We start from the raw sequence: 24,743 nt of genomic DNA on the forward strand, positions 1-24,743 counted from the left end.
CCTTGCATGTTACAGCTGCAAAGGTATTATAGAGCTTTACCCAGATAATAGGACAAAAATGAAGTTGAATGGGACTTATTTAAAATTGTTTCTGAACGCTTCTGGAGAATAGCCTGTATGTTTTTTAAAGAAACGGATAAAATAAGAGACATCTTCATATCCAAGATGCCATGAGATTTGGTTAATCTGATTGGTCGTGGCCAAAAGATAGCGTTTTGCTTCAAGCAAGATATGATCGTTAATGAGCTTTGAACATGTTTTGCCTAAAGTTGCTCTTGTGATGGAATTTAATTGGTAGGTAGTCATATTCATTTGATCAGCATACCAAAAAATCTGTTTATGATCAGAGATGTTATCGGCTATCAACTCCTTAAATTCTTCTAAACGTTTTAACTGATAAGATTTTTTTTCATCAGTTTGAGTTGTAATAAGATTATGTTTTTGTCTTAATAATTCTACAAAAAGCAATTGAAGATTTACTTGTATGGCATATTCATATCTATATTTTTTATCAGATATTTCTTTTTTTATTGTTGCCATTAAAGACAATATTTTTTCAAAAGATTCAGGGGCAGCTGAATAGTAGCTATTCTGACTGATTTCCTTCAGTATCTGATTTGTTGTGATATCATAATTCAGGTAAAATTCATCCGTAAACTGTAAAAGATAGCCTTTGCTATTTGAGCTAAGCATAAGTTCATGAACTTGCCCCGGATGTATCAGGTAAATACATCGATCAACCAACGGATAAGAAATAAAATCAATAATGTGCTCGCCGGTACCGTTTTCTATAATGAGCAGGAAATAGAAACTGTGCCTGTGTAGTTCCTGCACCATATCTTTGCCAGCTAAAAGTTCACGCAAATTCCAGATAATAAATTCTCCCGAAGTACCAGGCTCTTTTATCCTTGAATGAATATTTCTAACAGGTATTATTTGCATTATAGTAATAATATTCAGTATCTGTCTACAAAATTAATTAATATTTCGTTCCATTATACTATCTAATCATTCGTTGATTGCGATTAAATCATTTTAGATATAATGTTTTTCCAAATTGATCTTCTCCCCAAGAAAACATCTGTATTTATTATCATATCATTGATACGGATATCCTTTTCCGATCCGCATGTAGAAAATATTTCAAAAGAGAATCACAATGAGCCAGTTGGTAGCCGTTTAAAAATGAGTAGTTCCGTCTGAATAAAGACTTAGCCATTGTGATATAGTTGTCTGTAAAAAAATAACCATCAGAGAATATTTGCTTTTTAAATTGAACTTCTCATCTTATAGTCTAAAAGCCCGCCCTTGTCAGGGAATAGATCTTCGTTTAATTTCAAAAGTATGTCAGGTGATTCAACAATAATGCCTGATATTTGCGTATACTTAAAATTTTGAGTAGTTAATTCTAGATTCTTGTTCGTAGCAAAGTGTATAAACTCAAGAATTATTTTTTCATTGTCTTTTAATGCTTTTTCTGCCTCTCTTTCAAGTTGTTTAATATAATTTTCTCTAAAATCAGACATTTCACTCATAGTCGGTAGTCATTACTATTAAATAATTTGTAAGTTACAATCCTGTGGGTTAAGGTTTCTATCAATCGATATTTTTTTTCATTACTATGAAAAAGTAGTGATTTTATATGATTTCTCTTGTTCAATTTTACATCACCAGCAATCATAAAAATCACAGTTATGAATATCGAAAGAACAGAATTTATAGCCTGGATGGAAAGAATCATGGAAAGATTTGACCTACTGAAAGAACAGATGCTTAAGAACCAATCCAGATTTATAGAAGTAGACGGAGAGCAGCTTCTGGATAACCAGGATGTTTTACAGCTTTTAAAAATAAGTTCCCGATCATTACAGCGGTACCGGACTGATAAGAAACTGCCTTACTATACTATCAGCGGAAAGCTGTATTATAAGCTTTCTGATGTCCATCAATTGATCCGGGAGTGTTTAAACTCTTGATAGTAGCAAGACATCCACCGCCAAATCATTCATCACCATTCCAATCTTTACGAGTCACTTAATTAAGCCTATACCTTCGTTCCATTAAATAAAATACAATGGAAGATGAATTGATAAATTCACAGGAATCTGGTGGACTCAAACCATCAACAGACACTTTGATAGTGCTGAACATTCATACCAACCAGGTTGAAATGGTTAAAGGAATTGATCAGGATGGCAATCTGCAAAAGGTTCCTCCACAGGAAAAAAAGGATAATGAGCAGTTGATCAGGGTTGATAAACACGGCGATCTATTCTCCAATTTCTTTTCCAACTTTTACCGGCAGCTTAAAAACCCCACGCATTTCAACTTTTTCAAAGTTTCAGAATATGATGCTGTCAATACCGCCAAGGATCTTCAAAAATATGTTGATCAGGCATCCCCCGAAGAAAAAGAAAAGCTGAAAGACTACGAAGTTTTACCTCGACACAACAACAATCCAAAAAATCAATATACGATGGACAACAACACAGACAATCAGGAATATCGTTTTCAGCCAGAACAGATCGACTGGAAAACGATGGAAAAGTTCGGCCTTAATCAGGAGAAGCTTGAAAAGATGAACGCTATGGATTCATTACTCAGAGGTTTTAAAACCAATACATTAATTCCCATCACCATAAACCTTGGAACGGCGGTCAGTAAGATGGATGTCAGGCTTTCCCTTCAGACAGGAGATACAGGGCAGGTTGCCGTTCATCTGCACGGTATTCGGAAAGAACCTAACCTCAATAATAAATTCCTGGGTCATCAGTTTAGTGATGAAGACAAAAAGAACCTGAAAGAAACCGGGAATATGGGCAGGGTAGTGGATCTGGTCAATCCTAAAACCGATGAAATCATTCCATCAGTCATCAGCCGTGACCGTTTAACCAATGAACTGGTAGCTTACAGGGCGGAGTACATGAAAGTTCCAGATGAAATCAAAGGTATACAGCTCAATGAACATCAAAAACAAATCTTACTGGAAGGAAAACCTTTATATCTTGAAGGCATGACCTCCAAAAAAGGTGAGCTTTTCGATGCCATCGTACAATTCAATGCAGATAAGCGGTATGTGGAATTTCTGTTTGGCAATAACCAGGCACCGAAGCAAAGTCAACATCATCATTATAACCAACAGCAAACCCAGCATACGGATCCAGAAGCACCTAAAGTATTCAGAGGAAAAGAACTGGACGATTCACAGTATGAAAAGTTCAAAGCCGGGCAAACCATTTATATTGACGGCCTTACGGATGCCAAAGGCAAAGCCTATCAGGGGTATATTACCTTCAACAAAGAAACCTCCAAAACCGAATTCTCCTTTACCCATCCTAATAAACTTAAAGAGGCAAAACCTACAGAGGATCACAACACCCAAACCGCGGTTAACACCCAGGGTAAAACCAATGAAGCTACTAAAAATGTGAAGGAGCCTTTAGAATCAAAACAGCAGCAGCCTGCCAATCAACAGCAGGAAGATCAGCAAAAAAAGGTTAGAAAACCAAGGGGGCTAAAACTATAATCAATATTTAAATCCTTCATATGAAAGCAATCATCGCAGAAAAACCGAGCGTCGCAAGAGAAATTGCACATTTGTTAGGAGCTCATGAAAAAAAAGACGGTTACTTGTCCGGTAACGGATATTGTGTCACCTGGGCATTGGGACATCTGATCGCATTGGGAATGCCGGAAGATTATGGTATAAAAGGCTTTAACAAAACCTCTTTGCCTATCTTTCCAGACCCTTTTATTCTGACTCCTAAAAAACTAAAGAAAGCAAACGGCTATGAGCCTGATCCTTCCGCTTTAAAACAACTCAACACCATAAAACAAGTCATCAATCAATGCAGCAGTATTATTGTCGCCACAGATGCTGGAAGGGAAGGAGAGCTGATCTTCCGCTATATCTATCACTACCTACAATGCAACAAACCTTTTGAGAGACTATGGATAAGCTCCCTTACCGAAAAGGCAATACAGGAAGGTTTTACGAATCTTCAGCCAGGCGATGCTTTTGACGGTTTGTACGAAGCTGCTAAAGCCAGAAGCGAAGCGGACTGGCTGGTAGGAATCAACGCTACCCAGGCATTAACCATCGCCGGAAACCAAGATGTTTATTCATTAGGCAGAGTGCAAACACCAACCCTTGCTTTAATCTGTCAACGGTTTCTTCATCATCAAAACTTCAACAAGCAAAAGTACTTTCAAATCCAGCTGAGCCATAGAAAAGAATATACAGACTTCACCAGCCTTTCACAGCTGCAGTGGGAAGAAAAGAAGCAAGCAGAACAAATCCAAAAATTCATAGAGCGGGAGGGAAGAGGTGTCGTAGAGGATGTATCCATTCAAACAGTGCAGGAACAATCTCCGTTACTTTTCGATCTCACGGAATTACAGAAAGAAGCCAACAGAAAGCTTGGCCTTTCTGCCGATGAGGTTTTACAGATTGCCCAAAGCTTGTATGAAAAGAAATTTATTACCTATCCCAGAACCGGCAGCAAGTATATTCCTGAAGATTTATGGCCTGAAATTTCTGAGCTGGTCAGAATCCTTAATACATCCGACCCATTCAAAACTGCCATAACCCATTTAAAATTTGGAAACTTCAACAAGCGGATCGTCAATGATGTAAAAGTTACCGACCATCACGGATTACTCATAACAACCAAAACACCTTCTGCACTTAGTACTACCGAAAAAGCCATTTATGAGATGATTGCTTACCGCTTATTGGAATCCCTATCCCATGCCTGTACAAAGCAAGTCAGTCACATCACCATCAAAGTTCATCATTATGAATTCCAAATCAAGGGATCAAAAATACTCAGCAAAGGCTGGCGAGCGATAAAAGGAATCCTTTCTGACAATGAAAATACCAATAATGGTGACGAAGTCCTTACTGAACTTCCGGAACTCAAAATCGGCGATGAACTGAAGATCACAAAAACCGACCTATTGGAAAAAACTACACAACCTCCCAATCTTTATACAGAAGCTGATCTCTTATCAGCGATGGAAAACGCAGGCAGATCTATTGAAAACAAAGAAGAACAGAAAGCGCTATCCAATATCGGCATCGGAACCCCAGCCACCAGAGCTTCCATTATTGAAACCCTGCTCAGCAGAAACTATATCATCAGAAAAAATAAAATCCTGCATCCCACCGATAAAGGTTTACAGGTCTATAACCTTGTCAAAGACCAGAAAATTGCTAACGTCCAAATGACCGCAGAGTGGGAAATAGCACTGGATAGAATTGAAAAAGGTGAACTCAACAAAGACCAATTCATCAACGACATCCAACACTACACAGCAGAAATCACCAGCGAACTTTTATCACTCCATATTCCTCAAGAAAATATTCCACAACTCAACTGCCCCAAATGCCAACAGCATACTCTTATTATCAAAGACAAAATCGTAAAATGCCCGGATGAACAATGCAGTTGGATTCTCTTTAGAACTATCTGTGGAATACAGCTAACTATTAAAGATCTTACTTTATTATTAACTCAAAATAAAACATCACTCGTCAAGAACATGAAAAGTAAAAACGGGAAGAAGTTTGATGCTTTTATAGTTCTTAAAGAAGATTTTAGTACATCATTTGAATTTGGAATCAGAAATTAATTTCAAAAAAATAATATAGTAAAGAAGCAGCCGATGAGCTGCTTCTACATTTTACTTTTTATCCAAGTCTAATCCCCTTTTTCGTGTTCGTGAGGTTTTAGCTTTGGATGTTTCGGTTGATTGGGGGGTGTTACCCTTCTTCTTCTGTCAGGTTCTCCATCCGGTTTTTTAGGCTTAGGGCCTGGCTTGATTGCTTCGATTGTATTCATAGTACAATAAAGATTAATTAATAATTATTTTGATATTAAAACAGATTAATACCAGATCAAAAGTAAATTTTTGGTCATCATTTTCATTACGGAAATCCGTAATCATTGCTTTCTGAAAGGATTGACAAAACAATTTTGATTGCAACTATCTCCTTCTCGGTGCACTCCTTGTATGAGGTCGCACATAAGTTCCATCTTTTCGCGTATAACCTTTAACATGTACTGAACCACCTGAATTTGATTGAGAACTGTAACTAGAGGATGATCTTATTGGTGAAGAAGAATACGATGAGGTTTTAGAATAACCGCTATAAGCTGTGTAGCTGGGTTTATAGGCCCACCCGTAATAATTTTCCCATTTAAGTTTGCTGTAATTTTTCTTACCAGCTTTTGAAGACAAGAAAACTTCCGTATCTTTAGGAATAATGGTAACTGATCTACTGCTGTCACTGCTGTAGTAAAGAGGTGTATCTTCCTGTAGTCTAACAGTGTAATAGTTTGTACATGAAATAACGGAGAGAAGTAATACCAGATAAAGTAACGATTTTTTCATTGTAGTTAATTTTATGTCTACAAATCTAAATGAACTTTAAAGGAACTAATTACGGTTTTCCGTAGTCTCAAAAATTTAACGTTAGTAATGTTTAAAACCTTGATTAACGAATAAAAAAAAATTAAAACTATAGTAGACTCACTAAATAATTGCTACCTTACATTATCTTTTAAAGATTAAAACTAATGGCAATTGAAAAATCTACGGGTTATACTGAAACAGAAAGGATATTAGCAAAACTATGTGATGCTACTTTCTTAAAACTATGGTCTTATCCAAATCCTTATAAAGAAGATACAAAGGAATTGTGCGATTTAATGGCTGTCTTTGACAATAAGATTTTTTTATTTTTTGATCGTGAAAGCAGGAAATTCGATAATTTAAAAGGAGATATTAATGTGCAATGGAAACGCTGGTACAAAAATGTAATTGAGAACCAAATAAGAACAGCGGAAGGAGCAAGAAGATATGTACTTGAAAATCCCGATAAAATATATTTGGACAGTAAAAAAACAATACCTTTTCCTATACTCATACCTCATGACAATCTAACTATATATAGTATTATTATTGCTCATGGAGCAGCGGAAGCTTGTTTGCGACATTCCCCCGAAAATATTAACGGAAGTCTTGCTGTAACTTACAGTAAAATGGAAAAATTAGGGCTTGATATTCCTTTTCTCGTGGAGCTTGATAGTAATAAACCTATTCATATTTTTGATACCTTTAATTTAGAAATCATTCTTAAAGAATTAGATACTGTATACGATTTTTCTGAATATCTTTCAGAGAAAGAGAAGGCTTTAAAACACTATGATAGTATTATTTATTGCGGAGAAGAAGACCTGTTAGCTAATTACTTTCAAAACTTTGATTCGGTAAAGCAAAAACATTTTGTTGGAGTAACAGATGAAAAAGCAACCAGTATTATGATTTCCGAAGGTGCATGGAACTCCTTTGAAAATTCAGCTTTGTACAAAAGGAGAAAAGAAGCAAATAAAACATCTGAGCTGTGGGATAATCTACTTCAATATACTACTCAAAATGCCTTAGATCAAACTCTTAAAGGAAATAGTAACATCTTTAAAGGTGAAAGCGCCATTTGTGAAATGGCCAAAGAGCCTAGATTTTTTAGAAGAACGTTGTCTGATCTTATGACACGAGCTATAGAGGGATTTCCTGGAGATGGGACAACGCTTATGCGTAATTTATCTATTATGCCATCCTTTTATAAAAATACAGTTTATGTCTTTTTACAATTACACGATCCCAGAAATAAGGATTACGATAATGAATATAGACCTAAAAGACAAGCGCTGCTTGAAATCGCCTGTGGTGTTACAAAAAACAAATTTCCTAAATATGAAAAAATAATAGGGATTGCTATCGACGCTCCTAAATTTACTCAAACCAATTCTGAGGATTTCATTCTACTTAACGCAACGGATTGGTCCGAAGACGATATTTTGTATTATTCGGACGCAAATAAAAACATTAATTTCTTAGAAACTAAAAAAATGGTTCGGGAAACATTAACTGTTAGGGATTTTCCAATTAACAATAATTTGAGTCGTCATAAAAAAATTGGTAGAAATGACCAATGTCCTTGCGGCTCTGGAAAAAAGTATAAGAAATGCTGTATTGGTCTCAAGAAGTAATATAGTTGGTCTATTCATTGGTACAGAGATGTTTTTATTAAATACTTATCTATCTGTGTCGTTAAGCATTATATAATTTTATCTTCCAAAAAAGAAACCGATTTGCAACTTTTATGAGGGGTTTATTATTAGCCTATTAATGTTTTTAGGATGCTTATCAGCTTTTCTCTTTCCCCACTTCCCGTAGTCGAAAACCTTACCAACGGAATTCCATACTTTTTTAAAATTTCATTTTTCATGACATCTCTTTCAGCTTGTCTGCTTTCCAATTTATGGTACTCATAACCATCAACTTCTATTGCTAATATTGGATTTTTCCCGAGCCTATTGTAGATCAGAAAATCCAGATGAGTTGCGTGATGTCTTGCATATTTTTCTTCGTCGGAACTTAATCTGGAAAAATCTAACAGTAAATTTCTCAATGGATGATGCAGGATAACTCCATATTTTGAAAATTGATCATCAGATAAAACTTCCTTGATTAACGCATACATCAGATTCTCGCTGTCGAAAACAGATTTCTTTTTTTGATCCAATAAAAGTGCTCTTCTTTTTTCTTCATATCCTTTGTACAGGTAATCAAAAATAGAATGTACCTCACTGTTGATCGTGCTGAAATTATTGTAATCAATATAGCGTATCAGATCTGAGATATTCGTGTCATTGTCACTTTCATTTCCGTTTACCAATAGAATCAGCTGATCTTTGGCTCTGGAAATGGCTACATTCAGTCGGTTCGGATTGTCGGTGAATTCAGAGATTTCATTATCTACTGTAGAGAGAATGATCACATCATTTTCTCTTCCCTGAAATTTATCTACCGTATCGGCTTTGATATCTGTTCCCTGAAATGTTCCTTGCAGTGCTAAGGTCTGATTACGGTATGGCGTTACAATTCCCAGATTCACACCTTCCAGCTTTTGCTGTGGAATGATTTCCTGAATAATCACATCAATCTGTCGCTGATTCTCTCGTTGACGGGCATGATTGCCTTCAGTTGTTTTATAGACTAATAAAGGTTCTCTTTCCGTCTGTCCTTCTGAAAGGATGATCAACTGATCATTATAAAACTTACGGTTACAAAAATCAATGATTTTAGGATGGCAGCGGTAATGTTCCTTTAACAGTGTTTTAGACACCTTGGGAAATACTTCTATCACCGAAGAAAGCAGGCTATGGTTAGAATACCGATAAGGTTCCGGAATATAATAGTTCTTAAAAATCTGATCTGTATTTTCTGCTGTTTCAGAATCCACTACATTGGGGAGCTGTTTTAAATCTCCCACAATGACGGCCTGTTTTGCACAGGATAATGCGAGCACACCTGTTGCAAGATCTACCTGCGAAGATTCATCAACAATGACATAATCGTAGACTACATTTTCAGCAAGGCTTCTTCTTAATGAGTAGGTTGTACTCATGATGACGGGATAATCTTTAATAAATTCTTCTGATTTAAAACGAAGATCCCATTCAGTATATTCTGAACGTTCCTGTCCTTTATATTTTTGGTAGAGTTTGTTTTTAAACAGCTGCATCGATCCTTCCGTATATTCTTTCATTTTATCATGGAAGGAAAAATGCTGTAACGTAGTTTGCAGCTCCTGCTTTCTAAATTCAAGCTCTGAAATTTTTATCCCATAGTATTTTGATTGAACAATCCTGATCATCTCTTCATACGATAAGGTATAAAAAATCTTATCTCTCACTCCGTACAGAAAAGGAAATATAAGTTTACGCCACCAGTAAAATCTCTTACCAGTTTTCTCATAGTCTTCCAACGTCACCCATAATGAAAGCAGCTGGTCTGAACTGATATTCTTTTTAAAACGGATTTCCGTTGCCAAAGCGACATCATCTGTAAAATGCTGTTGCTCTGTTTTGATCTTATCTATTTCCAGCGTAAGTAAAGCCAGTTCATTCTTTAATTCCAACTTTTCAGCAAGCTCGGCAAAAAGAAGGGGAGTAGACTTAATAAGAGATTGTTCCTGTTTCTCCTCTAATCTAAAATCTGATAGATCCGGGATTTCAGTCTGAGCATCGATAAATTCTTTTTTATTCTGGCTGCTTCCCAACAATGCCGCTATAAAAGAAACTCCATTGCTCTCCAACTTTTCAAAAACATTTTTGGTCGCCGAATTATTGCTTGAAACAACAGCCACACTCTGATTATTCATCACCGCATTGGCAATAATATTAAGAATCGTCTGGGTCTTTCCAGTACCGGGAGGCCCTTCAATAACACTTAGCGGATTTGAAAATGCATGATCAACTCCTTTTCTCTGGCTCAGATTAAAACCAAAAGGAAAGATGTCAATAGGAGAGGCGTGGTAATTCTTATTGGGATCTTTTCCATTAAGGAAATTATACAGAATAGAAGTCTCAGGAATAAAAGATATCTTCCCATAGCTATTGGCAAGAATATTATTGCCTTCCTCTGTCTTCAAACCAATACTTTCTGCAATCGCCTTTAGATAAGAAAAAATATTTCTTGCTCTCTCACTTTGAATAGCAGATCTCACCATCTTAATTCTATGTTGAGGATAAGAATAGGCCTTACCACTGCTTTTATACACCACGACACACTTATTGCCCTCAAAAGAATAAGATTCTATCTCATCAGTTTTGTCTTTACCATCAATGTAGATGGCTTCTTTTCTAAAGGTATGTGGAGTGGGTTTTTGCATCAATTATAAGTTGTTTACAAATATAACAACTCAAGGTGGAATTTTTAAATCGAAAATAAATTACATTATTTATTGTAATCATTATTTTTTATATAAATAATTTATAAAATATTCATATTAATATTGCGAAATTTTTTGATGTCCTATTTATTCTAATGGTATTTTGCTTTCATAACAAACTTTTCCTTTTTTGTTATATATAGCTAAATAATAGCCTTTTGTCCCGACTATAATCATGAAAAATAATTCGGAATAAAATTTATTGGTTTTAATTGTTTTTTTAAAGCTCACAATGTCACAATAAGATGGGGTAGGATATTGCTCTGGATGAGTATGCCATTCTCCTAGGTAGATTTCTCGACCATCACTTATCTTAAATCGATTAATAAGAAATTCTTGTGCAGCGATTTTTGACCGAACAAAATTATATCTGCTACGTCTATCATGTGAACTTGGGACTGAACAATTACATACTTCCACCATATCCTTATAGATTAACCCTGTCAATATTCCCCCAGCTTCATTTTTTTTTTGATCATCTTGAATATATTCATTAAATATATCCAGCAAGCTCTCATCTATAGTAATCTTAATATTTTCAAACTTAAAATTCATCTAATGATAGTTCTTTTCCTTTTACAAAAAATATAGGCTCATAAGAATATCCAATTATGACAGTACATTGTACATCGCCTAATAATGAACCATAGAATGCTGTTCTATACCTGCTTCCTCTTTCCAATTTAGGTTTGAATGTTTTATTAATTGGCGTTGAAAAATAGTAGGATAGATGTGTTAAATTTATATTTTTATCTAAAAGATGAAAACCATCATGATAGATACAACTTTTTTTATTTATTAATAGAAGTTTTTTAACTATATCATTATCATCAGTAATATCCGATTCTATTAAATTATTATTTATCAATGGTTCTACAGGTAAGGAAGGTAAATTTTCATATATAATTAGTCCTGTACCACTGAAAGATTTATCCTTATTCTCATTAATAAGATTAATTATCTTTTTTAATTTATATTTATTATACATTAAATCTACCTTTTAATTTTTTAGATTTTAAATTTACTTCAATAGAACCAGTATTGCTTCTATCGTTAAAATACTTACCCTTCAATGTTTTTATATCAGGAAAAAATTCAAGATATGCTGTACCTTTATGACCTCCTTTGTTTGGTTGGCTAGACTCATTCTCATAATTATAATAAAGCCTATAAAATCCATTTTTTTGCTTTTCTAATTCTTCACAAATTGTTATGGATTTTGATGATTGAATATTTTGAAAATCACCTACATATGTGCATACATGCACTGTAGATGCTGTTTGTGTAATCTCCATTACACATTTAAGTTTTATATTATTATATGAAGATATCATTTCTCCCTCATATCTTCCATTCAAGTCAGGAATATTTATAATTAAGTTGGATATTTTATACTTCCAAAACTCGTGGTCAATTAGTTTCAAGCATAAAGTAATTAATCCTAAAACGGAAAATATTGAAATATAGCTAGAAATACTTTTCAAAGTTTCATTACTATTTATTAAACCTTCAAATTGATTATAAAATAGTGTAAGTAAAATTGTTAAAATGGGTACAAAAGCAATTAAGTTATTTGTTTTATAATATTTAAAATTCATGGTTTATTATTTTAAATGAAAATGATTCATCAATATTATCTTTTAAAGTCAGCTCTAAGCTGTTTAAAAAATTAATATCACCATACCAACTTATGGTACATGATTTATTATTGCTATTTCTAAAAATTATATCATAAATATATGGAAAACACGATGATAAAAACAATACTAAATAACTTTCTGAATATGGATAATAACCAGATTGACACGATCCTTCTTTTATATATAATTTATCCAAATTCTCTGCTGATTTTAATATATGATGTGGATAATTTAGTAACAAATCTTTTGCTTTCACTATATCCTTAGGCTCAATATACATTACTTGTCCACTTGCCATATATGGTTCTACCCAGATAATAAACAAGGGCTTGTCAGTATTAGTTTTTTGCAAGTAATCCAAAATATATAATTCTGATCTCGTATTTCCGGTTATGAGGAAGCTGTAATCATTATCACTAAAAAAAGAAGGTCTTTTTTTTATCACATCAGTAATATTCTTCTCAAATGTATTTATTTCTAAGAAAGGATTTTTATTAAGTAAATTATATTGTATAACTCTGGTTTTGTATTCATGTATGAAGTCTAACCCATAATTATATCTATATATATTTTCGATACTTAATATGTCAGGATCAACCAAATTGATTTCTTGGATATTTAATTTTGATAGAAAATGTAAGAAATTTGATCCCACGCTGCCTAGTCCAATCACATTTATTGATAAATCTCTACTTCTGTTTACACCATCTGTCCTTTTAATTAAACGGTTGGGAGTGATTTCCGAAAATGCAACTCTATCAACTTTTTTCTCTTTTATTATTGGAGATGTTAGTTTTTCCCAGTTGCTCTTATTTCTAAATCCATTAATTTTTTCAAAGTGGGGATATTTCCATCCATAATATTCATTTTGAATATTTTTAAAAATAATAAGAAAATCATTACCCTTGAATTTATTAAATTGTTTTTTTATATTTGGAAAACTATCATTTCCTAAATATTTTTTGGATTCTTCATATGTTATATCAAATGGAGGAATCTCTTTATTATAATTAACTTGAAATATTGGAATTGGAATATATGCAATCTTTCGCTTCCTTAAATAATCCGAAAATTTATAAAAAAGATTCTGATCATTATAAATTAAATATTTATAATTTCCAATTCCTCCTGCAAAATAAATTGCTTGTATTTCATTATCAATAGTATGGTCTATTAATGCTAATCCGTTTTGATTGCATTTATCGTCTTTTGAATATGAAATGCTCCAATAAGCTTGAAATTCTCGAGCAAATTCTTGTTTGGAATATTCCTTATTCTCTGTATCTCTAATAATAGCTTTTGCTTTCGAAATCAACTGTAAAACAATTGATGGAAGTTCATCGGAATTATAAAAAAAATTCAATGATTCATCAATAGTACAAACACTTAAATCACTATTTATGTGGGGAATATACTTTAATGGTTCATAAGATAATTTGTCGATGTATACTTTTGGTAAGTTTATTTCTAAGTTCTCTTCAAAACAAATGTATAGCGTTATCTCAATTAGTCTATGATCAAAAGATATTTCAGTATCAACGGAAATTATAGTATGATACCCGTTAAATTTTTTGTCATTTAAGGTACTTTTATCTACGTATTTGCAGTTTTCTGTTTTACTTAATTTATCAAAGATTGCACTAATCATCATGCAGACCTATTATCAATAAGGATTCTTTCAACTTGACTGAATTTTTTAGCTGATGATTTAGATTCATCATCAGTAATATTTGAACATGGGAATCTATCTCCTAAATGTTTTTGCCATTTTGAGCATGCATCTTTTTTTGATTCCAATTCTATAGCCTGATCTCCTGATTTAATGAAACTATCTAATGCATCTAAAAAGTTACTTTTTGTAGTGTTCGCAGAATATTTATCAAGTAAATTCTCAGAAGTATCTGTTGTTGGTCTATAACAAGAATAACTGGTGAAAAACTTATTGTTATCAATTTTTTTCTGAATTGCTTTTAATGTTTCCAATAAAGAAATATCATCCCTTGTATCAGCATAATAGTTTTCGCTAGCCAAAATTGTAAAAATCATTCCACTAGGAAATTTTAAAGAATTATTATCTTGTTGTTTTTTGTTTGACCAAGCTTTGAAATATCTAACTATTCTTTTTAACTGAGGTTTATCTTTAGCTTGTTCATCAAACCAAATTTTAAATTTATATGGGTCACTTTCAATCCATCCTTTTGATTTATGAGCTAATAAAGGTGGTTCTTCTAAAAAAGTATACTGGTCTTCATTTCTATCAAATATATAGTAAATAGGTAAATCAACATGGTAATCATTTTTATATATTACTCTAACACAAGTATTTTTATCTAAAGGCTCAGAACTCGTTCTATTTTTGACTGCGTCATAAATCCAATTATGTGCTGTTTGTACAGAAGGTTTATCTTCTTCTTTTCCAAAAATATATACTCCATCATCTATGTCAAATTCTTTGGACAATGGTTCGATAGTAGTATTCATCATATATGACCCTTGCCCTTTGAAACTGACAGTGTGCTTATCACGATTATTATTAAAATATGTACGGATATCTGTTCTTACAGAATTCCTAGATGTTTTTAATTGTTTTTTTTCTGTAGAATTTAATTTTATACAGTCATTAAATTCAATAAATGTAGAATGTAAATCAGCCATGGTTAATTGTATATGTTTTTTTTGTTGTAAATAATTTGTTTATTTTTTCATCTTTTTCATAAACTAAAGATTGTTCTTCAGCTTTTATTTTCATTAAATCATACGCCTCTTTGTTTGCAACATCTAGTTGTATTAAACTTTCTTGATCTTTTGAGATGCTAACAGACGGTATTCGGATATAATCAATGTTTATATCACTTATTTCGGTAATTTTTTTTAAGAAAAAATCCGTGAAATATGATTGTCCATTCATAGAAGTTTCAAATAAATCAGATCCCCAATCTTTGAAAGACCGCTCATTTTTTAAGCCTACTGGATTTCCTCCTGTAATGCTCAAACTACTTAATGATAAAATACTTATTTTATTATAATTCTTATTTGTTCCTACAAAATTGTTTAAGGCTTCCAATAAACCCACTAATGTTGGATTATTAGCCCAAACACCCCCGTCTATGAATTGTTCATTATGGTAATATTCTAGTTCCGCCATTGGAAAATACGTAGGCGCCGCAGACGTTGCTAATGCAATATCATACATAAGAGCACCATTATCACGGGATAAATTACCTTCAAGATGATCGTATTTAAAAACCTTTGGTTTTGCTTCTGTTACTGAATAACTAGGTATGCATAATAAGTTATTAGAATCTCCAATTTTTCTGTCTTCAAAAATTTCTATAAGAGATTTTTTTAGACCTTCTTGTTTATATTTACCTCCTTTTGCTATCTGCTTTAAAAATCCTATATCTATTTTACCGATAAAAGGAAGAGTTCTTACGGGATGCTTTGGGAATATTAATTCTCCTTTTTCCTCATAAAACTTACATATTTTATCAGCCGGTATCTTAGATGCTATAGCCAAAGCGATAAGACCTCCTGTAGATGTTCCACAAATCATATCGAAATGATCTGATGTTAAGCAATTAAATTTTGCTTCTAATCTTTTTAATATAGATGCAGAGTATAAACCTTTTATTCCTCCACCATCTACGGATAGTATTTTAAATACTTTTTCGTCTGGATTCATTATTAGTGTAATATTGTTAGCACTTTAAAGAATGCTTGACACCATGGTTACTGTGCAATTTAATAACAGAGAATTATAATTAAAAGTAATAAATCCCATCGTCCATTGGTGTTTTAAATCGTATACTTTGTTTCTAATGCAAAACATTTATATTTTTTAATAAAATTTTATTGTATCAAGTTTATTAAATAAATTTTTATGTCGCAAATAGTCACAATAGCCTACAAAATACTGGTTTTTAATACTATCTAAAGTGAAATCTTGATAGATATTTATTTTCTTTCTAAAGATCTCAATTTCTTGTCCATAAAGTGTATTTAGATCTATTTTTGAAAAATCAGGTCTAATTTCTAAGTATGCTTCTTCTTTTGGTCTATTGATAAAATGTAAAATCCTTTCGGAATCAGAATCGAAAATTATTTGATAGTTCGTAATAAAAGAATTAGGATATTTATCTCTAATTGAGTTTAATATTATATCATCAATTTCATCTGTTGGAAAACAGTTTTGCTTTGGATAGTTTATTAATTTCGTTATTCTATGTTCATCCGATCCATCATTATACTTGTATTCATCATTTATATCTCTTTCATAAATTATTTGCCCAATAGCAATGTCAACAGCATAAGAATTTTTTGAGATGATATTAATTTGTTTAATAATTTTCCACTCATTCGATTCAAGTAATTTCATATTTATCAGTATATTTTGTATATATCAAATTTATAAAACATTATTTACAATATTTTATGGATTCCCGCAAACAACAAAAATAAAAAATAGCGTAAAGTTTTGAGTCAGTATTTTCACGGAATTTCTCTAAGATTTCAAATGCTTTTCAAAAAAAATCCCGACTTTCGTCAGGATTATCGATAATCATTAAATTTTGAATATTATTATTAATATTTCCGAAGGGGAATCACTTAAGAATTATTAACATTAATATTTGCAATAGTACGAACATCATTGTCAATACTAACACAGTTTTGTATGTATCAGTTAAGCTAATAGTAATTAGATTCAAGAATTCTATTTCTAGTTAATTATTACTTTCTTCTATCGGATTCATAAAGATAATCCTGATCATCCAGCATGGTATATTTAGGATTTGAAATTCTTATCGACTGCTTGACTGCCTTAAAATGTTCCTTATCAAAATCAAAAAAAATATTATTCGGTAAATTGTGTATCATTCTAAATTCAGAAAAAAATTTATTTTTCTCCCAATTATAACCATAACCAGAATACCAATTGTAAAATAGCATTAACTGCTCGTAATTGCTTAACTGAGCTCTTAGTAATCTTAAATATTTTCTTTTATCTCTGTATTTTAAGACTGCAGAATCATAGTTTGCGACAAACTTAACAGACTGATATAGGTGTCGATAATAATGGCCTAATTGATTTTCGTGCCCCTGAAATAATTCATATTTTGCAATTACAAAAATACCTTCGAAGATGTTTTGCTGTTTTATTCTAGTAGGCTCTAAAAAGGCATCTCTAAATCTTTGTCGAAAACCTGTCAATTCTAGTAGATTATCTTCAGCTATATCTAAACCATTAAAAAAGATTCCGTACGCTTCTTCAAATGCTATTTTTTTGTGTTCTACATATTTTAAGACGTTTCTGTAGGTCATCTCCAATTCATTAGATAAAATTTTAAAAACTTCCCGACCTTTAATTGATTTTGATTTAGGCATAAATGATAATGGTGTCCCAGTACTACTTAATAATCTTTCCATCTCAATTTGAGTAATTTCAAGCTCGTTAACATTTTCCTTGTGTAATCTAATCATTTCATAAAATTGTGATTCAAATTGCTGAATTTTAAATTGATTTGTAATTTTTCGATTTGCAACGAATTGAATGTAAAAAGCTAAAAATGTTATAAATGCCGCAGTAATTCCTATAAGAGGATTCATTACTCCACCGAAATAATCACCATACTCATTTGGATCAAGTTGCTGTTTGTTAGATATATTAAAGTTTGTAAAATCTAAAATACAATCTACAGTTGAATAATAGCTATAAAGTAATTTACTTGAGAAGATAAATAATATGAGACCAAAAATTGAAAGTATAAATGAACCAAAGTTTTCTTTAATAATTGAAAACAATTGTCGCAGAGACGAATTTAAAATTTTCATGTTTGTTTTAATGTTATTAGTTGTTTCACAAATTTAGGGATTTTAGACCCCGATAATTTCTGAACTCGAAAAATTATGATGAGTTCTAGATGTTATTGGAATTTAGAAGGATTCTTATATTTTGATGAATTATAGTGTAATTATTCAAACAACTTTTTTTAAAGTTGCTGTTTATTAACAAAGATTTGAAAAAAAATATTTTCACTTGTTTTTTTTAATGAGTTTGAAATACTTTTCTTACTACATCAAAGCCAAAAAAGAATTTAAAGAAACAGAAAAAGTTCTAAAACAATGTTCCGAACCTTACTACGAAGCATTTCGTAAATAAAAGAAAATCCTAACTGGAAGTTAGGATTTTTCAGTATCGTATTTTTCAAAATTAAATTTAAAATCTAGCAAATCTTTCGGTTTGACTTTTAATGCGCTTGATAATTTAATTAGAGTTTTCATAGTTAGGTTTATTTTACCTAACTCATATTTGTTAATGTCACTTGAATCAATTCCTGTCAAAAATTCAATATCATCCAATGTTTGTTCTAGAAGCTGTGGACCAGTTGGAACGGATAATGAATGACAGCGGTTATATCCATCTCGAAAGAATAAATGAAGATGAGATATCAGGAACTTCAGAAAGCTCAGGTTTACTGGAACAGTATCTCACTTTATCTCGTGAAGCCAATCCCTCATTGCAGGACATTAAGTTGGGATCTGAAGAAATGCGGATTGGTAACAACCGTATTAGTATGCATACGTTGTCTGACACTGAAGATTTGCCAGGCACTGTTTCATCACACAGCCGTTATGAAAAGTTGAGTACGGACCGCAGTGATTGTCTGCTGTCATTTGCTTCCCCTGTGGGACTTCTACTAAACTGCAATCATATATACAACCAGTATCTGTTCATTGACAACAGTGATGAAAATCTTAGGCAGTTTGAAAGATCCGCAAGGAAAATGCATTCACTCGCAAGATACAGCAGAGCCAATCAGATCAATAAAGAGTGGATTGAAAAGTATCTGAATGAAGCCCATTCTTATGGTTTACAGTCTATACGTGCTCATTTCAATGTGATGTCGTGGTCTGACAATCCTCATGAGCTAAAGCAGTTAAAGAATGATACAGGCAGTGCGTTAGCATTGATGGAATGTAAGCCCCGCCATAATACTACCGATACAGCGACATTATATTGGGCTGGAATTCCGGGCAATGCAGGAGATTTTCCAAGTGAAGAAAGTTTCTACACGTTTATTGAACCTGCATTGTGCTTTTTTATCGAGGAAACCAATTATCAGGATTCACCGTCACCATTTGGTATTAAAATGGCAGATCGCCTGACCGGAAAACCGATTCATTTGGATATTTCTGATCTGCCGATGAAGCAAGGGATCATTACCAACCGGAATAAGTTCATCCTCGGACCTTCAGGCAGCGGTAAGTCTTTCTTTACAAACCACATGGTGCGTCAGTATTATGAACAGGGTGCTCATGTTCTTTTGGTTGATACCGGAAATTCCTACCAGGGATTATGTGAATTGATTAAAGGAAAAACCAAAGGAGAGGACGGGGTTTATTTTACCTATACAGAGGATAATCCCATTGCTTTCAATCCATTCTATACTGATGACGGCGTCTTTGATATCGAAAAAAGAGAGAGTATTAAAACCTTGATTTTAACGCTTTGGAAAAGAGATGATGAACCACCGACCCGTTCTGAGGAAGTGGCATTATCCAATGCAGTAAGCGGTTATATCGAAAAGATTAAATCCGACGAACAACAACCCTCTTTCAATGGATTCTATGACTTTGTCAAAGAGGATTATCAGAAAGTACTTGAGCGAAAAAAGGTCAGAGAAAAGGATTTTGATATTGCGAACTTTCTCAATGTGTTGGAACCTTACTACATAGGAGGGGAGTATGACTATTTGCTCAATTCGGAAAAGCAGCTGGACCTCTTATCAAAACGTTTCATTGTCTTTGAAATCGATGCTATTAAAGATCATAAAATTCTCTTTCCAATAGTTACCATTATCATTATGGAGGTCTTCATCAATAAGATGCGAAGACTTAAAGGAATTAGAAAACTAATACTAATTGAAGAAGCATGGAAAGCGATTGCTAAAGAAGGAATGGCGGAGTACATCAAGTATTTATTCAAAACGGTAAGGAAATTCTTCGGGGAAGCCATAGTAGTGACGCAGGAAGTCGATGATATTATCCAGTCACCGATTGTGAAAGAAAGTATCATTAACAATTCGGATTGTAAGATTCTTCTTGACCAAAGGAAGTACATGAACAAGTTCGATGATATCCAGGCAATGCTCGGATTGACTGATAAAGAAAAATCCCAGGTTCTTTCAATTAATATGAACAATGATCCAAAGCGACTGTACAAAGAGGTTTGGATAGGATTAGGCGGAACGCACTCTGCGGTCTATGCCACTGAAGTGTCCAGTGAGGAATATCTGGCTTATACCACCGAAGAAACTGAAAAAATGGAAGTGATGAATCTTGCATCAGAACTTGACGGTAATGTAGAACATGCCATCAGGAGGATATCTCTTAAGAGAATCAAATCGAATACAAAAGACCATTAAATCATTTAAAATTTTATAACAATGAAAAATTTAATCATTAAAACAGTAATGGTAGCATTCTTCGCTACCGTAACATTTGCGAAAGCACAATTTGTAGTGACTGATCCAGCTAATCTGGCATCAGGTATTTTGAACTCTGCCAACGAAATTGTACAGACTTCGTCAACGGTGTCCAACGTTGTTAAGAACTTCAACGAGGTCAAAAAGGTGTACGAGCAGGGTAAAGAGTATTATGATAAGCTCAAAGCTGTCAATAATCTGGTAAAAGATGCCAGAAAGGTCCAGCAAACTGTTCTTTTAGTGGGTGATGTTTCTGAAATGTATGTCAATAATTTCGGCAAAATGCTCAATGACCCCAACTTTAATGCGCAGGAATTAGCATCTATTGCGAATGGTTATTCTGCTCTTTTGACGGAGAGCACGGAGCTGCTGAAAGAACTCAAAGAAATTATCTCATCCAACGGCCTTTCCCTCAACGACAAAGAAAGAATGGATGTTATTGATCGAGTGTACAAAGAAGTGAAAGCATATCATAATCTTGTACGCTACTATACCAATAAGAATATTTCAGTAAGCTATCTGAGGGCAAAAAAACAGAACAACACCCAAAGGGTGTTAGATCTTTACGGAACCTCCAATCAAAAATACTGGTAAGATGGAACCGAACAATTTACACGAAGTACTGCGTTCCGTTTATGAAGAAATGATGCCGATGTGCGCTGATATGGCTGCTGTAGCAAAAGGAGTCGCAGGATTAGGCGCTTTATTCTATGTGGCATTAAAAGTTTGGCAGTCATTGAGCCGTGCGGAATCCATCGATTTGTTTCCAATGCTGAGACCTTTTGCCATTGGCATCTGCATTATTTTTTTTTCAACATTGGTATTAGGAGGATTAAATGGCGTTATGAGTCCGATTGTTCAGGGAAGTCATTCAATGTTGGAAAACCAGGTATTGGATATGAATGAACTACAGCAGAAAAAAGATCTTTTAGAGCGGGAAGCCATGCTCAGAAATCCAGAGATGGCTTATTTGATTTCTAATGAAGAGTTTGACAAAAAACTGGAAGAACTTGGATGGTCACCATCTGATTTGGTCACGATGTCAGGAATGTATATCGAAAGAGAAATGTTTGCGATCAAGAAAGATATCAGAGATGGTTTCCGCGAGTTTCTTGAAATCCTTTTTCAGTCAGCAGCATTGGTTATCGATACCATCAGAACCTTCTTTCTGATCGTTCTTTCAATCCTGGGACCGATAGCCTTTGCGATTTCCGTCTGGGATGGTTTTCAGACCACACTGACCCAATGGCTGACAAGATATATCAGTGTTTATTTGTGGCTTCCTGTTGCCGATATATTCAGTGCCATTCTGGCGAAGATCCAGGCCCTTATTCTGGAACGGGATATAGAGATGCTTGCTGACCCCACTTTTATTCCTGACACTTCAAATACGGTTTATATTATTTATATGGTGATTGGCATCATCGGCTATTTTACAGTACCAACGGTTACAGGCTGGGTGATACAGGCAGGAGGAGCAGGCAATTTCATGCGTAATGTGAACCAGACCGCTACAAAGTCGGGTAATATTGCGGGCGCTGCAGCAGGTTCTGCAACAGGTAATATTTCGGGAAGATTATTAAAATAAAAAATACAGTTCTATGGAATTTAAAACTTTAAGAAATATTGAGAGCAGTTTCAAGCAGATCCGATTATTTACGTTTGTTTTTGTGGTGTTGTGTTTTGGTGTTGTAGGCGTGGTGGTATTTAAATCCTACCAGTTTGCCGAAGAGCAGCGTCAGAAGATTTATGTGCTGGATAACGGTAAATCATTGATGGTAGCACTTTCACAGGATATGTCGATCAATAGACCGGTTGAAGCTAGGGAGCATGTGAGAAGATTTCATGAATTGTTCTTCACGATAGCTCCGGATAAGAATGCGATTGAAAGTAATGTCAAAAGGGCTTTTAATTTGGCTGACCAATCCGCATTTAACTACTACAAGGACCTCCAGGAGAAAGGATACTATAACAGAATCATTTCCGGTAATATCCAGCAGAGGATTGAAGTGGACAGTGTTGTTGCCAACTTCGATAATTATCCCTACGCCGTAAAAACTTATGCCAGACAGTTTATTATCAGATCCAGTAATCTTACCATCAGAAATTTGGTCACGAACTGCTCACTGGTGAACTCCGTACGGTCTGACAGCAATCCACAGGGATTTACGATAGAAAAATTCAACGTGATTGAAAACAAAGATGTAGAAACTGTTGAACGCTAACCTGACCGTAATGAAAAAATTAAGAGATACAATCGAACATTATGTTTTAAAGATGGAAAATCATTGGAAGGTTCTTCCTATAGCGAAGCAAAGATTGCTAACCAAAGTTTTCTTTGGTGGTTATGTTCTTCTAACAATCATTGTCATTATCAACGTCTTTATTTCGACAGGTCAAAGAAGGAATACCATGTCTATCAATCATATTGACGGAATTTCTAAGAAGACTACCGGAAAAGGATCAGGATATTATGATATAGTACACTCACCAACAAAAAAATAGAGCATGAAAGATTCAGATAAAATTAAAATCACAGAAAATGATCTTCCTCAAAATTCCAATGAATTGAGTGACCATCCCAAAGCCCAATGGGAGAAAGTGAAGAAGCCGGTTTTTTATTTCCTGATGGCTGCCATTTGCGCAACTTGCTTTTACCTTATTTTTAAACCAAAATCCAATAATACCCTAGTTGAAGAAGCAGGTTTTAATGCCGTTATTCCACAAGCAAAGGATGGACAGTTGCAGTCGGATAAGCAAAAGGCTTACGAGCAACAACTCTTGGAGCAAAAAAATGAAGAGAAAAGAAATACAATAACCACTTTATCGGACTATTGGAATGACCAGAGTACTTTAAATTCGAATGGGAATACTTCTGCTTTAATATCTAATAAGAGTACTCTTCAACAATCCGATCAGAATGCTATAAACAGTTATCGCAGTGCACAGCAGACATTGAGTTCTTTCTATGGCAGAGATGATCAGGAAGTCAATAATCTAAGGAAAGAAATCTCAAGATTAAAAAATGAGGCGATGCAGAACAACCCTATTCCAGCAGGTCTTGGAATGAACGATCAGTTAGAACTAATGGAAAAATCGTATCAGATGGCAGCCAAATACCTTCCGACAACTCCAAGAGAGGAAGAGTCTGCACCAAAAGAAGAGCCTAACAAATCTACTGAAAAGAAAGTTAAACTTACTTCAGTAAGACCTGCATATTCCAATATTGTTTCCTCATTATACAGAGAGATGTCAGACAGTGCTTTTGTTGCAGGTTTGAATCAAAATAGGTTTTATAATGCTCAAAATGAGACTGTAATTTCAGTTCAATCTAAAAATGCGATACAAGGTATTATCTATGAGACTAAGACTATAGTCAATGAAAGTACACTACCCATAAGACTGATAGAGGCGTTGCAGCTAGGGCGTACAGAACTTCCTCCGGGTAGTTTGCTTATCGCTTCAGGTAAATTTCAGGGTGGGCGACTTCAGTTAACAATATCCTCCATTCAATATAAAGGCAGCGTCTATCCTGTAGAAATCAATATCTACGATAATGATGGGCAATTGGGGTTATATGTTCCGTATTCACCGGAGCAAAATGCGGTCAGCGATGTTGTTGCCAATATGAGTCAGGCTTCCGGTACCAGCATTATGATGACCCAATCAGCAGGACAGCAGGTTGCTGCCGATTTAAGCAGGGGTATTGTACAAGGGTTGTCTGGTTATTTTCAAAAAAGGGTGCGACAGCTAAAAGTAACTGTAAAAGCAGGCCATCAGGTCTTGCTGGTACCCAAAAATAATTAATCAAAAAATTAA

General features: G+C 33.9%; 23 protein-coding genes. 10 read left to right on the forward strand and 13 right to left on the reverse strand.

What is annotated here, in order from left to right; all coding sequences use genetic code 11:
- Positions 1 to 75: 75 nt before the first annotated feature.
- Both EGI05_RS11160 and EGI05_RS11165 read right to left on the reverse strand, forming a co-directional pair.
- Positions 76 to 942 carry an AraC family transcriptional regulator gene (locus EGI05_RS11160; RefSeq protein ID WP_123263103.1) on the reverse strand — a complete coding sequence of 289 codons (867 nt, stop codon included), beginning with the start codon at positions 940 to 942 and terminating at the stop codon, positions 76 to 78.
- A 326-nt stretch (positions 943 to 1,268) separates the two neighbouring features.
- Positions 1,269 to 1,535: a hypothetical protein gene (locus EGI05_RS11165; protein WP_123263104.1), complete on the reverse strand. Its 267-nt coding sequence runs from the start codon at positions 1,533 to 1,535 to the stop codon at positions 1,269 to 1,271.
- 159 nt (positions 1,536 to 1,694) lie between these two features.
- Here EGI05_RS11165 and EGI05_RS11170 point away from each other — a divergent pair, with 159 nt between their 5' ends.
- From EGI05_RS11170 to EGI05_RS11180, 3 genes are all read left to right on the forward strand, one after another.
- Positions 1,695 to 1,976 carry a helix-turn-helix domain-containing protein gene (locus tag EGI05_RS11170; protein WP_002980966.1) on the forward strand — a complete coding sequence of 94 codons (282 nt, stop codon included), beginning with the start codon at positions 1,695 to 1,697 and terminating at the stop codon, positions 1,974 to 1,976.
- A gap of 98 nt (positions 1,977 to 2,074) precedes the next feature.
- Positions 2,075 to 3,526 carry a DUF3945 domain-containing protein gene (locus EGI05_RS11175; protein WP_123263105.1) on the forward strand — a complete coding sequence of 484 codons (1,452 nt, stop codon included), beginning with the start codon at positions 2,075 to 2,077 and terminating at the stop codon, positions 3,524 to 3,526.
- A gap of 20 nt (positions 3,527 to 3,546) precedes the next feature.
- Positions 3,547 to 5,634, forward strand: a complete 2,088-nt coding sequence (locus tag EGI05_RS11180) for a type IA DNA topoisomerase (protein ID WP_123263106.1) — start codon at positions 3,547 to 3,549, stop codon at positions 5,632 to 5,634.
- A 68-nt stretch (positions 5,635 to 5,702) separates the two neighbouring features.
- Here EGI05_RS11180 and EGI05_RS17985 read toward each other — a convergent pair whose 3' ends face one another.
- Positions 5,703 to 5,843 (reverse strand): hypothetical protein, encoded by a 141-nt coding sequence (locus EGI05_RS17985; RefSeq protein WP_002980963.1) that lies wholly within the window; start codon positions 5,841 to 5,843, stop codon positions 5,703 to 5,705.
- 738 nt (positions 5,844 to 6,581) lie between these two features.
- Here EGI05_RS17985 and EGI05_RS11190 point away from each other — a divergent pair.
- Positions 6,582 to 8,054: an SEC-C metal-binding domain-containing protein gene (locus EGI05_RS11190; RefSeq protein ID WP_123263108.1), complete on the forward strand. Its 1,473-nt coding sequence runs from the start codon at positions 6,582 to 6,584 to the stop codon at positions 8,052 to 8,054.
- Between the two features lie 128 nt (positions 8,055 to 8,182).
- Here EGI05_RS11190 and EGI05_RS11195 read toward each other — a convergent pair whose 3' ends face one another.
- The 10 genes from EGI05_RS11195 to EGI05_RS11240 all read right to left on the reverse strand — a co-directional run bounded on the left by EGI05_RS11195 (position 8,183) and on the right by EGI05_RS11240 (position 18,798).
- The gene (locus EGI05_RS11195) at positions 8,183 to 10,741 is read right to left on the reverse strand and encodes an AAA domain-containing protein (RefSeq protein WP_123263109.1); all 2,559 of its coding nucleotides are present in this window, start codon (positions 10,739 to 10,741) and stop codon (positions 8,183 to 8,185) included.
- Positions 10,742 to 10,888: 147 nt separating this feature from the next.
- The gene (locus EGI05_RS11200; protein ID WP_123263110.1) at positions 10,889 to 11,356 is read right to left on the reverse strand and encodes a Mov34/MPN/PAD-1 family protein; all 468 of its coding nucleotides are present in this window, start codon (positions 11,354 to 11,356) and stop codon (positions 10,889 to 10,891) included.
- On the reverse strand, positions 11,346 to 11,789 hold the full coding sequence (locus EGI05_RS11205) for a hypothetical protein (RefSeq protein ID WP_123263111.1): 444 nt from the start codon (positions 11,787 to 11,789) through the stop codon (positions 11,346 to 11,348). Before EGI05_RS11205 ends, EGI05_RS11200 begins: the two co-directional genes overlap by 11 nt.
- Positions 11,782 to 12,399 carry a Cap15 family cyclic dinucleotide receptor domain-containing protein gene (locus tag EGI05_RS11210; RefSeq protein ID WP_123263112.1) on the reverse strand — a complete coding sequence of 206 codons (618 nt, stop codon included), beginning with the start codon at positions 12,397 to 12,399 and terminating at the stop codon, positions 11,782 to 11,784. Before EGI05_RS11210 ends, EGI05_RS11205 begins: the two co-directional genes overlap by 8 nt.
- Complete coding sequence (locus tag EGI05_RS11215; protein ID WP_123263113.1) at positions 12,389 to 14,092, reverse strand: ThiF family adenylyltransferase; 1,704 nt, start codon at positions 14,090 to 14,092, stop codon at positions 12,389 to 12,391. The genes EGI05_RS11210 and EGI05_RS11215 overlap by 11 nt, the downstream gene beginning before the upstream one ends.
- A complete protein-coding gene (locus tag EGI05_RS11220) occupies positions 14,089 to 15,096 on the reverse strand; it encodes a CBASS cGAMP synthase (protein ID WP_123263114.1) in 1,008 nt (335 codons plus the stop codon). Before EGI05_RS11220 ends, EGI05_RS11215 begins: the two co-directional genes overlap by 4 nt.
- Positions 15,089 to 16,123, reverse strand: a complete 1,035-nt coding sequence (locus tag EGI05_RS11225) for a CBASS cGAMP-activated phospholipase (RefSeq protein ID WP_123263115.1) — start codon at positions 16,121 to 16,123, stop codon at positions 15,089 to 15,091. Before EGI05_RS11225 ends, EGI05_RS11220 begins: the two co-directional genes overlap by 8 nt.
- A gap of 156 nt (positions 16,124 to 16,279) precedes the next feature.
- A complete protein-coding gene (locus EGI05_RS11230) occupies positions 16,280 to 16,816 on the reverse strand; it encodes a hypothetical protein (protein WP_123263116.1) in 537 nt (178 codons plus the stop codon).
- Between the two features lie 353 nt (positions 16,817 to 17,169).
- Positions 17,170 to 18,270: a putative phage abortive infection protein gene (locus EGI05_RS11235; protein WP_123263117.1), complete on the reverse strand. Its 1,101-nt coding sequence runs from the start codon at positions 18,268 to 18,270 to the stop codon at positions 17,170 to 17,172.
- Positions 18,271 to 18,618: 348 nt separating this feature from the next.
- Positions 18,619 to 18,798: a helix-turn-helix domain-containing protein gene (locus EGI05_RS11240; RefSeq protein ID WP_228428597.1), complete on the reverse strand. Its 180-nt coding sequence runs from the start codon at positions 18,796 to 18,798 to the stop codon at positions 18,619 to 18,621.
- Between EGI05_RS11240 and EGI05_RS11245 the strand changes: the two genes are divergently transcribed.
- The 6 genes from EGI05_RS11245 to traM are packed head-to-tail and all read left to right on the forward strand — an operon-like array spanning position 18,798 to position 24,731.
- The gene (locus EGI05_RS11245) at positions 18,798 to 20,864 is read left to right on the forward strand and encodes a TraG family conjugative transposon ATPase (RefSeq protein ID WP_228428598.1); all 2,067 of its coding nucleotides are present in this window, start codon (positions 18,798 to 18,800) and stop codon (positions 20,862 to 20,864) included. The genes EGI05_RS11240 and EGI05_RS11245 overlap by 1 nt on opposite strands.
- A 21-nt stretch (positions 20,865 to 20,885) precedes the next feature.
- The gene (locus EGI05_RS11250) at positions 20,886 to 21,518 is read left to right on the forward strand and encodes a DUF4141 domain-containing protein (RefSeq protein WP_123263119.1); all 633 of its coding nucleotides are present in this window, start codon (positions 20,886 to 20,888) and stop codon (positions 21,516 to 21,518) included.
- Between the two features lies 1 nt (position 21,519).
- Positions 21,520 to 22,512: a conjugative transposon protein TraJ gene (gene traJ / locus EGI05_RS11255; RefSeq protein WP_123263120.1), complete on the forward strand. Its 993-nt coding sequence runs from the start codon at positions 21,520 to 21,522 to the stop codon at positions 22,510 to 22,512.
- A 13-nt stretch (positions 22,513 to 22,525) separates the two neighbouring features.
- A complete protein-coding gene (gene traK / locus EGI05_RS11260; protein ID WP_123263121.1) occupies positions 22,526 to 23,149 on the forward strand; it encodes a conjugative transposon protein TraK in 624 nt (207 codons plus the stop codon).
- A gap of 52 nt (positions 23,150 to 23,201) precedes the next feature.
- Entirely contained in the window at positions 23,202 to 23,429 is a 228-nt protein-coding gene (locus EGI05_RS11265; protein ID WP_134197423.1) for a hypothetical protein, read from the forward strand.
- A gap of 3 nt (positions 23,430 to 23,432) precedes the next feature.
- Positions 23,433 to 24,731 (forward strand): conjugative transposon protein TraM, encoded by a 1,299-nt coding sequence (traM, locus tag EGI05_RS11270; RefSeq protein WP_123263122.1) that lies wholly within the window; start codon positions 23,433 to 23,435, stop codon positions 24,729 to 24,731.
- Positions 24,732 to 24,743: the final 12 nt, after the last annotated feature.

This window comes from Chryseobacterium daecheongense (assembly GCF_003729955.1).
GTDB lineage: Bacteria > Bacteroidota > Bacteroidia > Flavobacteriales > Weeksellaceae > Chryseobacterium > Chryseobacterium daecheongense.

Bases quoted from the DNA above. Each gene is read 5' to 3' on its own strand.
- EGI05_RS11160 (WP_123263103.1), bottom strand. From the start codon at position 942: ATGCAAATAATACCTGTTAGAAATATTCATTCAAGGATAAAAGAGCCT.
- EGI05_RS11165 (WP_123263104.1), bottom strand. From the start codon at position 1,535: ATGAGTGAAATGTCTGATTTTAGAGAAAATTATATTAAACAACTTGAA.
- EGI05_RS11170 (WP_002980966.1), top strand. From the start codon at position 1,695: ATGAATATCGAAAGAACAGAATTTATAGCCTGGATGGAAAGAATCATG.
- EGI05_RS11175 (WP_123263105.1), top strand. From the start codon at position 2,075: ATGGAAGATGAATTGATAAATTCACAGGAATCTGGTGGACTCAAACCA.
- EGI05_RS11180 (WP_123263106.1), top strand. From the start codon at position 3,547: ATGAAAGCAATCATCGCAGAAAAACCGAGCGTCGCAAGAGAAATTGCA.
- EGI05_RS17985 (WP_002980963.1), bottom strand. From the start codon at position 5,843: ATGAATACAATCGAAGCAATCAAGCCAGGCCCTAAGCCTAAAAAACCG.
- EGI05_RS11190 (WP_123263108.1), top strand. From the start codon at position 6,582: ATGGCAATTGAAAAATCTACGGGTTATACTGAAACAGAAAGGATATTA.
- EGI05_RS11195 (WP_123263109.1), bottom strand. From the start codon at position 10,741: ATGCAAAAACCCACTCCACATACCTTTAGAAAAGAAGCCATCTACATT.
- EGI05_RS11200 (WP_123263110.1), bottom strand. From the start codon at position 11,356: ATGAATTTTAAGTTTGAAAATATTAAGATTACTATAGATGAGAGCTTG.
- EGI05_RS11205 (WP_123263111.1), bottom strand. From the start codon at position 11,789: ATGTATAATAAATATAAATTAAAAAAGATAATTAATCTTATTAATGAG.
- EGI05_RS11210 (WP_123263112.1), bottom strand. From the start codon at position 12,399: ATGAATTTTAAATATTATAAAACAAATAACTTAATTGCTTTTGTACCC.
- EGI05_RS11215 (WP_123263113.1), bottom strand. From the start codon at position 14,092: ATGATGATTAGTGCAATCTTTGATAAATTAAGTAAAACAGAAAACTGC.
- EGI05_RS11220 (WP_123263114.1), bottom strand. From the start codon at position 15,096: ATGGCTGATTTACATTCTACATTTATTGAATTTAATGACTGTATAAAA.
- EGI05_RS11225 (WP_123263115.1), bottom strand. From the start codon at position 16,123: ATGAATCCAGACGAAAAAGTATTTAAAATACTATCCGTAGATGGTGGA.
- EGI05_RS11230 (WP_123263116.1), bottom strand. From the start codon at position 16,816: ATGAAATTACTTGAATCGAATGAGTGGAAAATTATTAAACAAATTAAT.
- EGI05_RS11235 (WP_123263117.1), bottom strand. From the start codon at position 18,270: ATGAAAATTTTAAATTCGTCTCTGCGACAATTGTTTTCAATTATTAAA.
- EGI05_RS11245 (WP_228428598.1), top strand. From the start codon at position 18,798: ATGTTTGTTCTAGAAGCTGTGGACCAGTTGGAACGGATAATGAATGAC.
- EGI05_RS11250 (WP_123263119.1), top strand. From the start codon at position 20,886: ATGAAAAATTTAATCATTAAAACAGTAATGGTAGCATTCTTCGCTACC.
- traJ (WP_123263120.1), top strand. From the start codon at position 21,520: ATGGAACCGAACAATTTACACGAAGTACTGCGTTCCGTTTATGAAGAA.
- traK (WP_123263121.1), top strand. From the start codon at position 22,526: ATGGAATTTAAAACTTTAAGAAATATTGAGAGCAGTTTCAAGCAGATC.
- EGI05_RS11265 (WP_134197423.1), top strand. From the start codon at position 23,202: ATGGAAAATCATTGGAAGGTTCTTCCTATAGCGAAGCAAAGATTGCTA.
- traM (WP_123263122.1), top strand. From the start codon at position 23,433: ATGAAAGATTCAGATAAAATTAAAATCACAGAAAATGATCTTCCTCAA.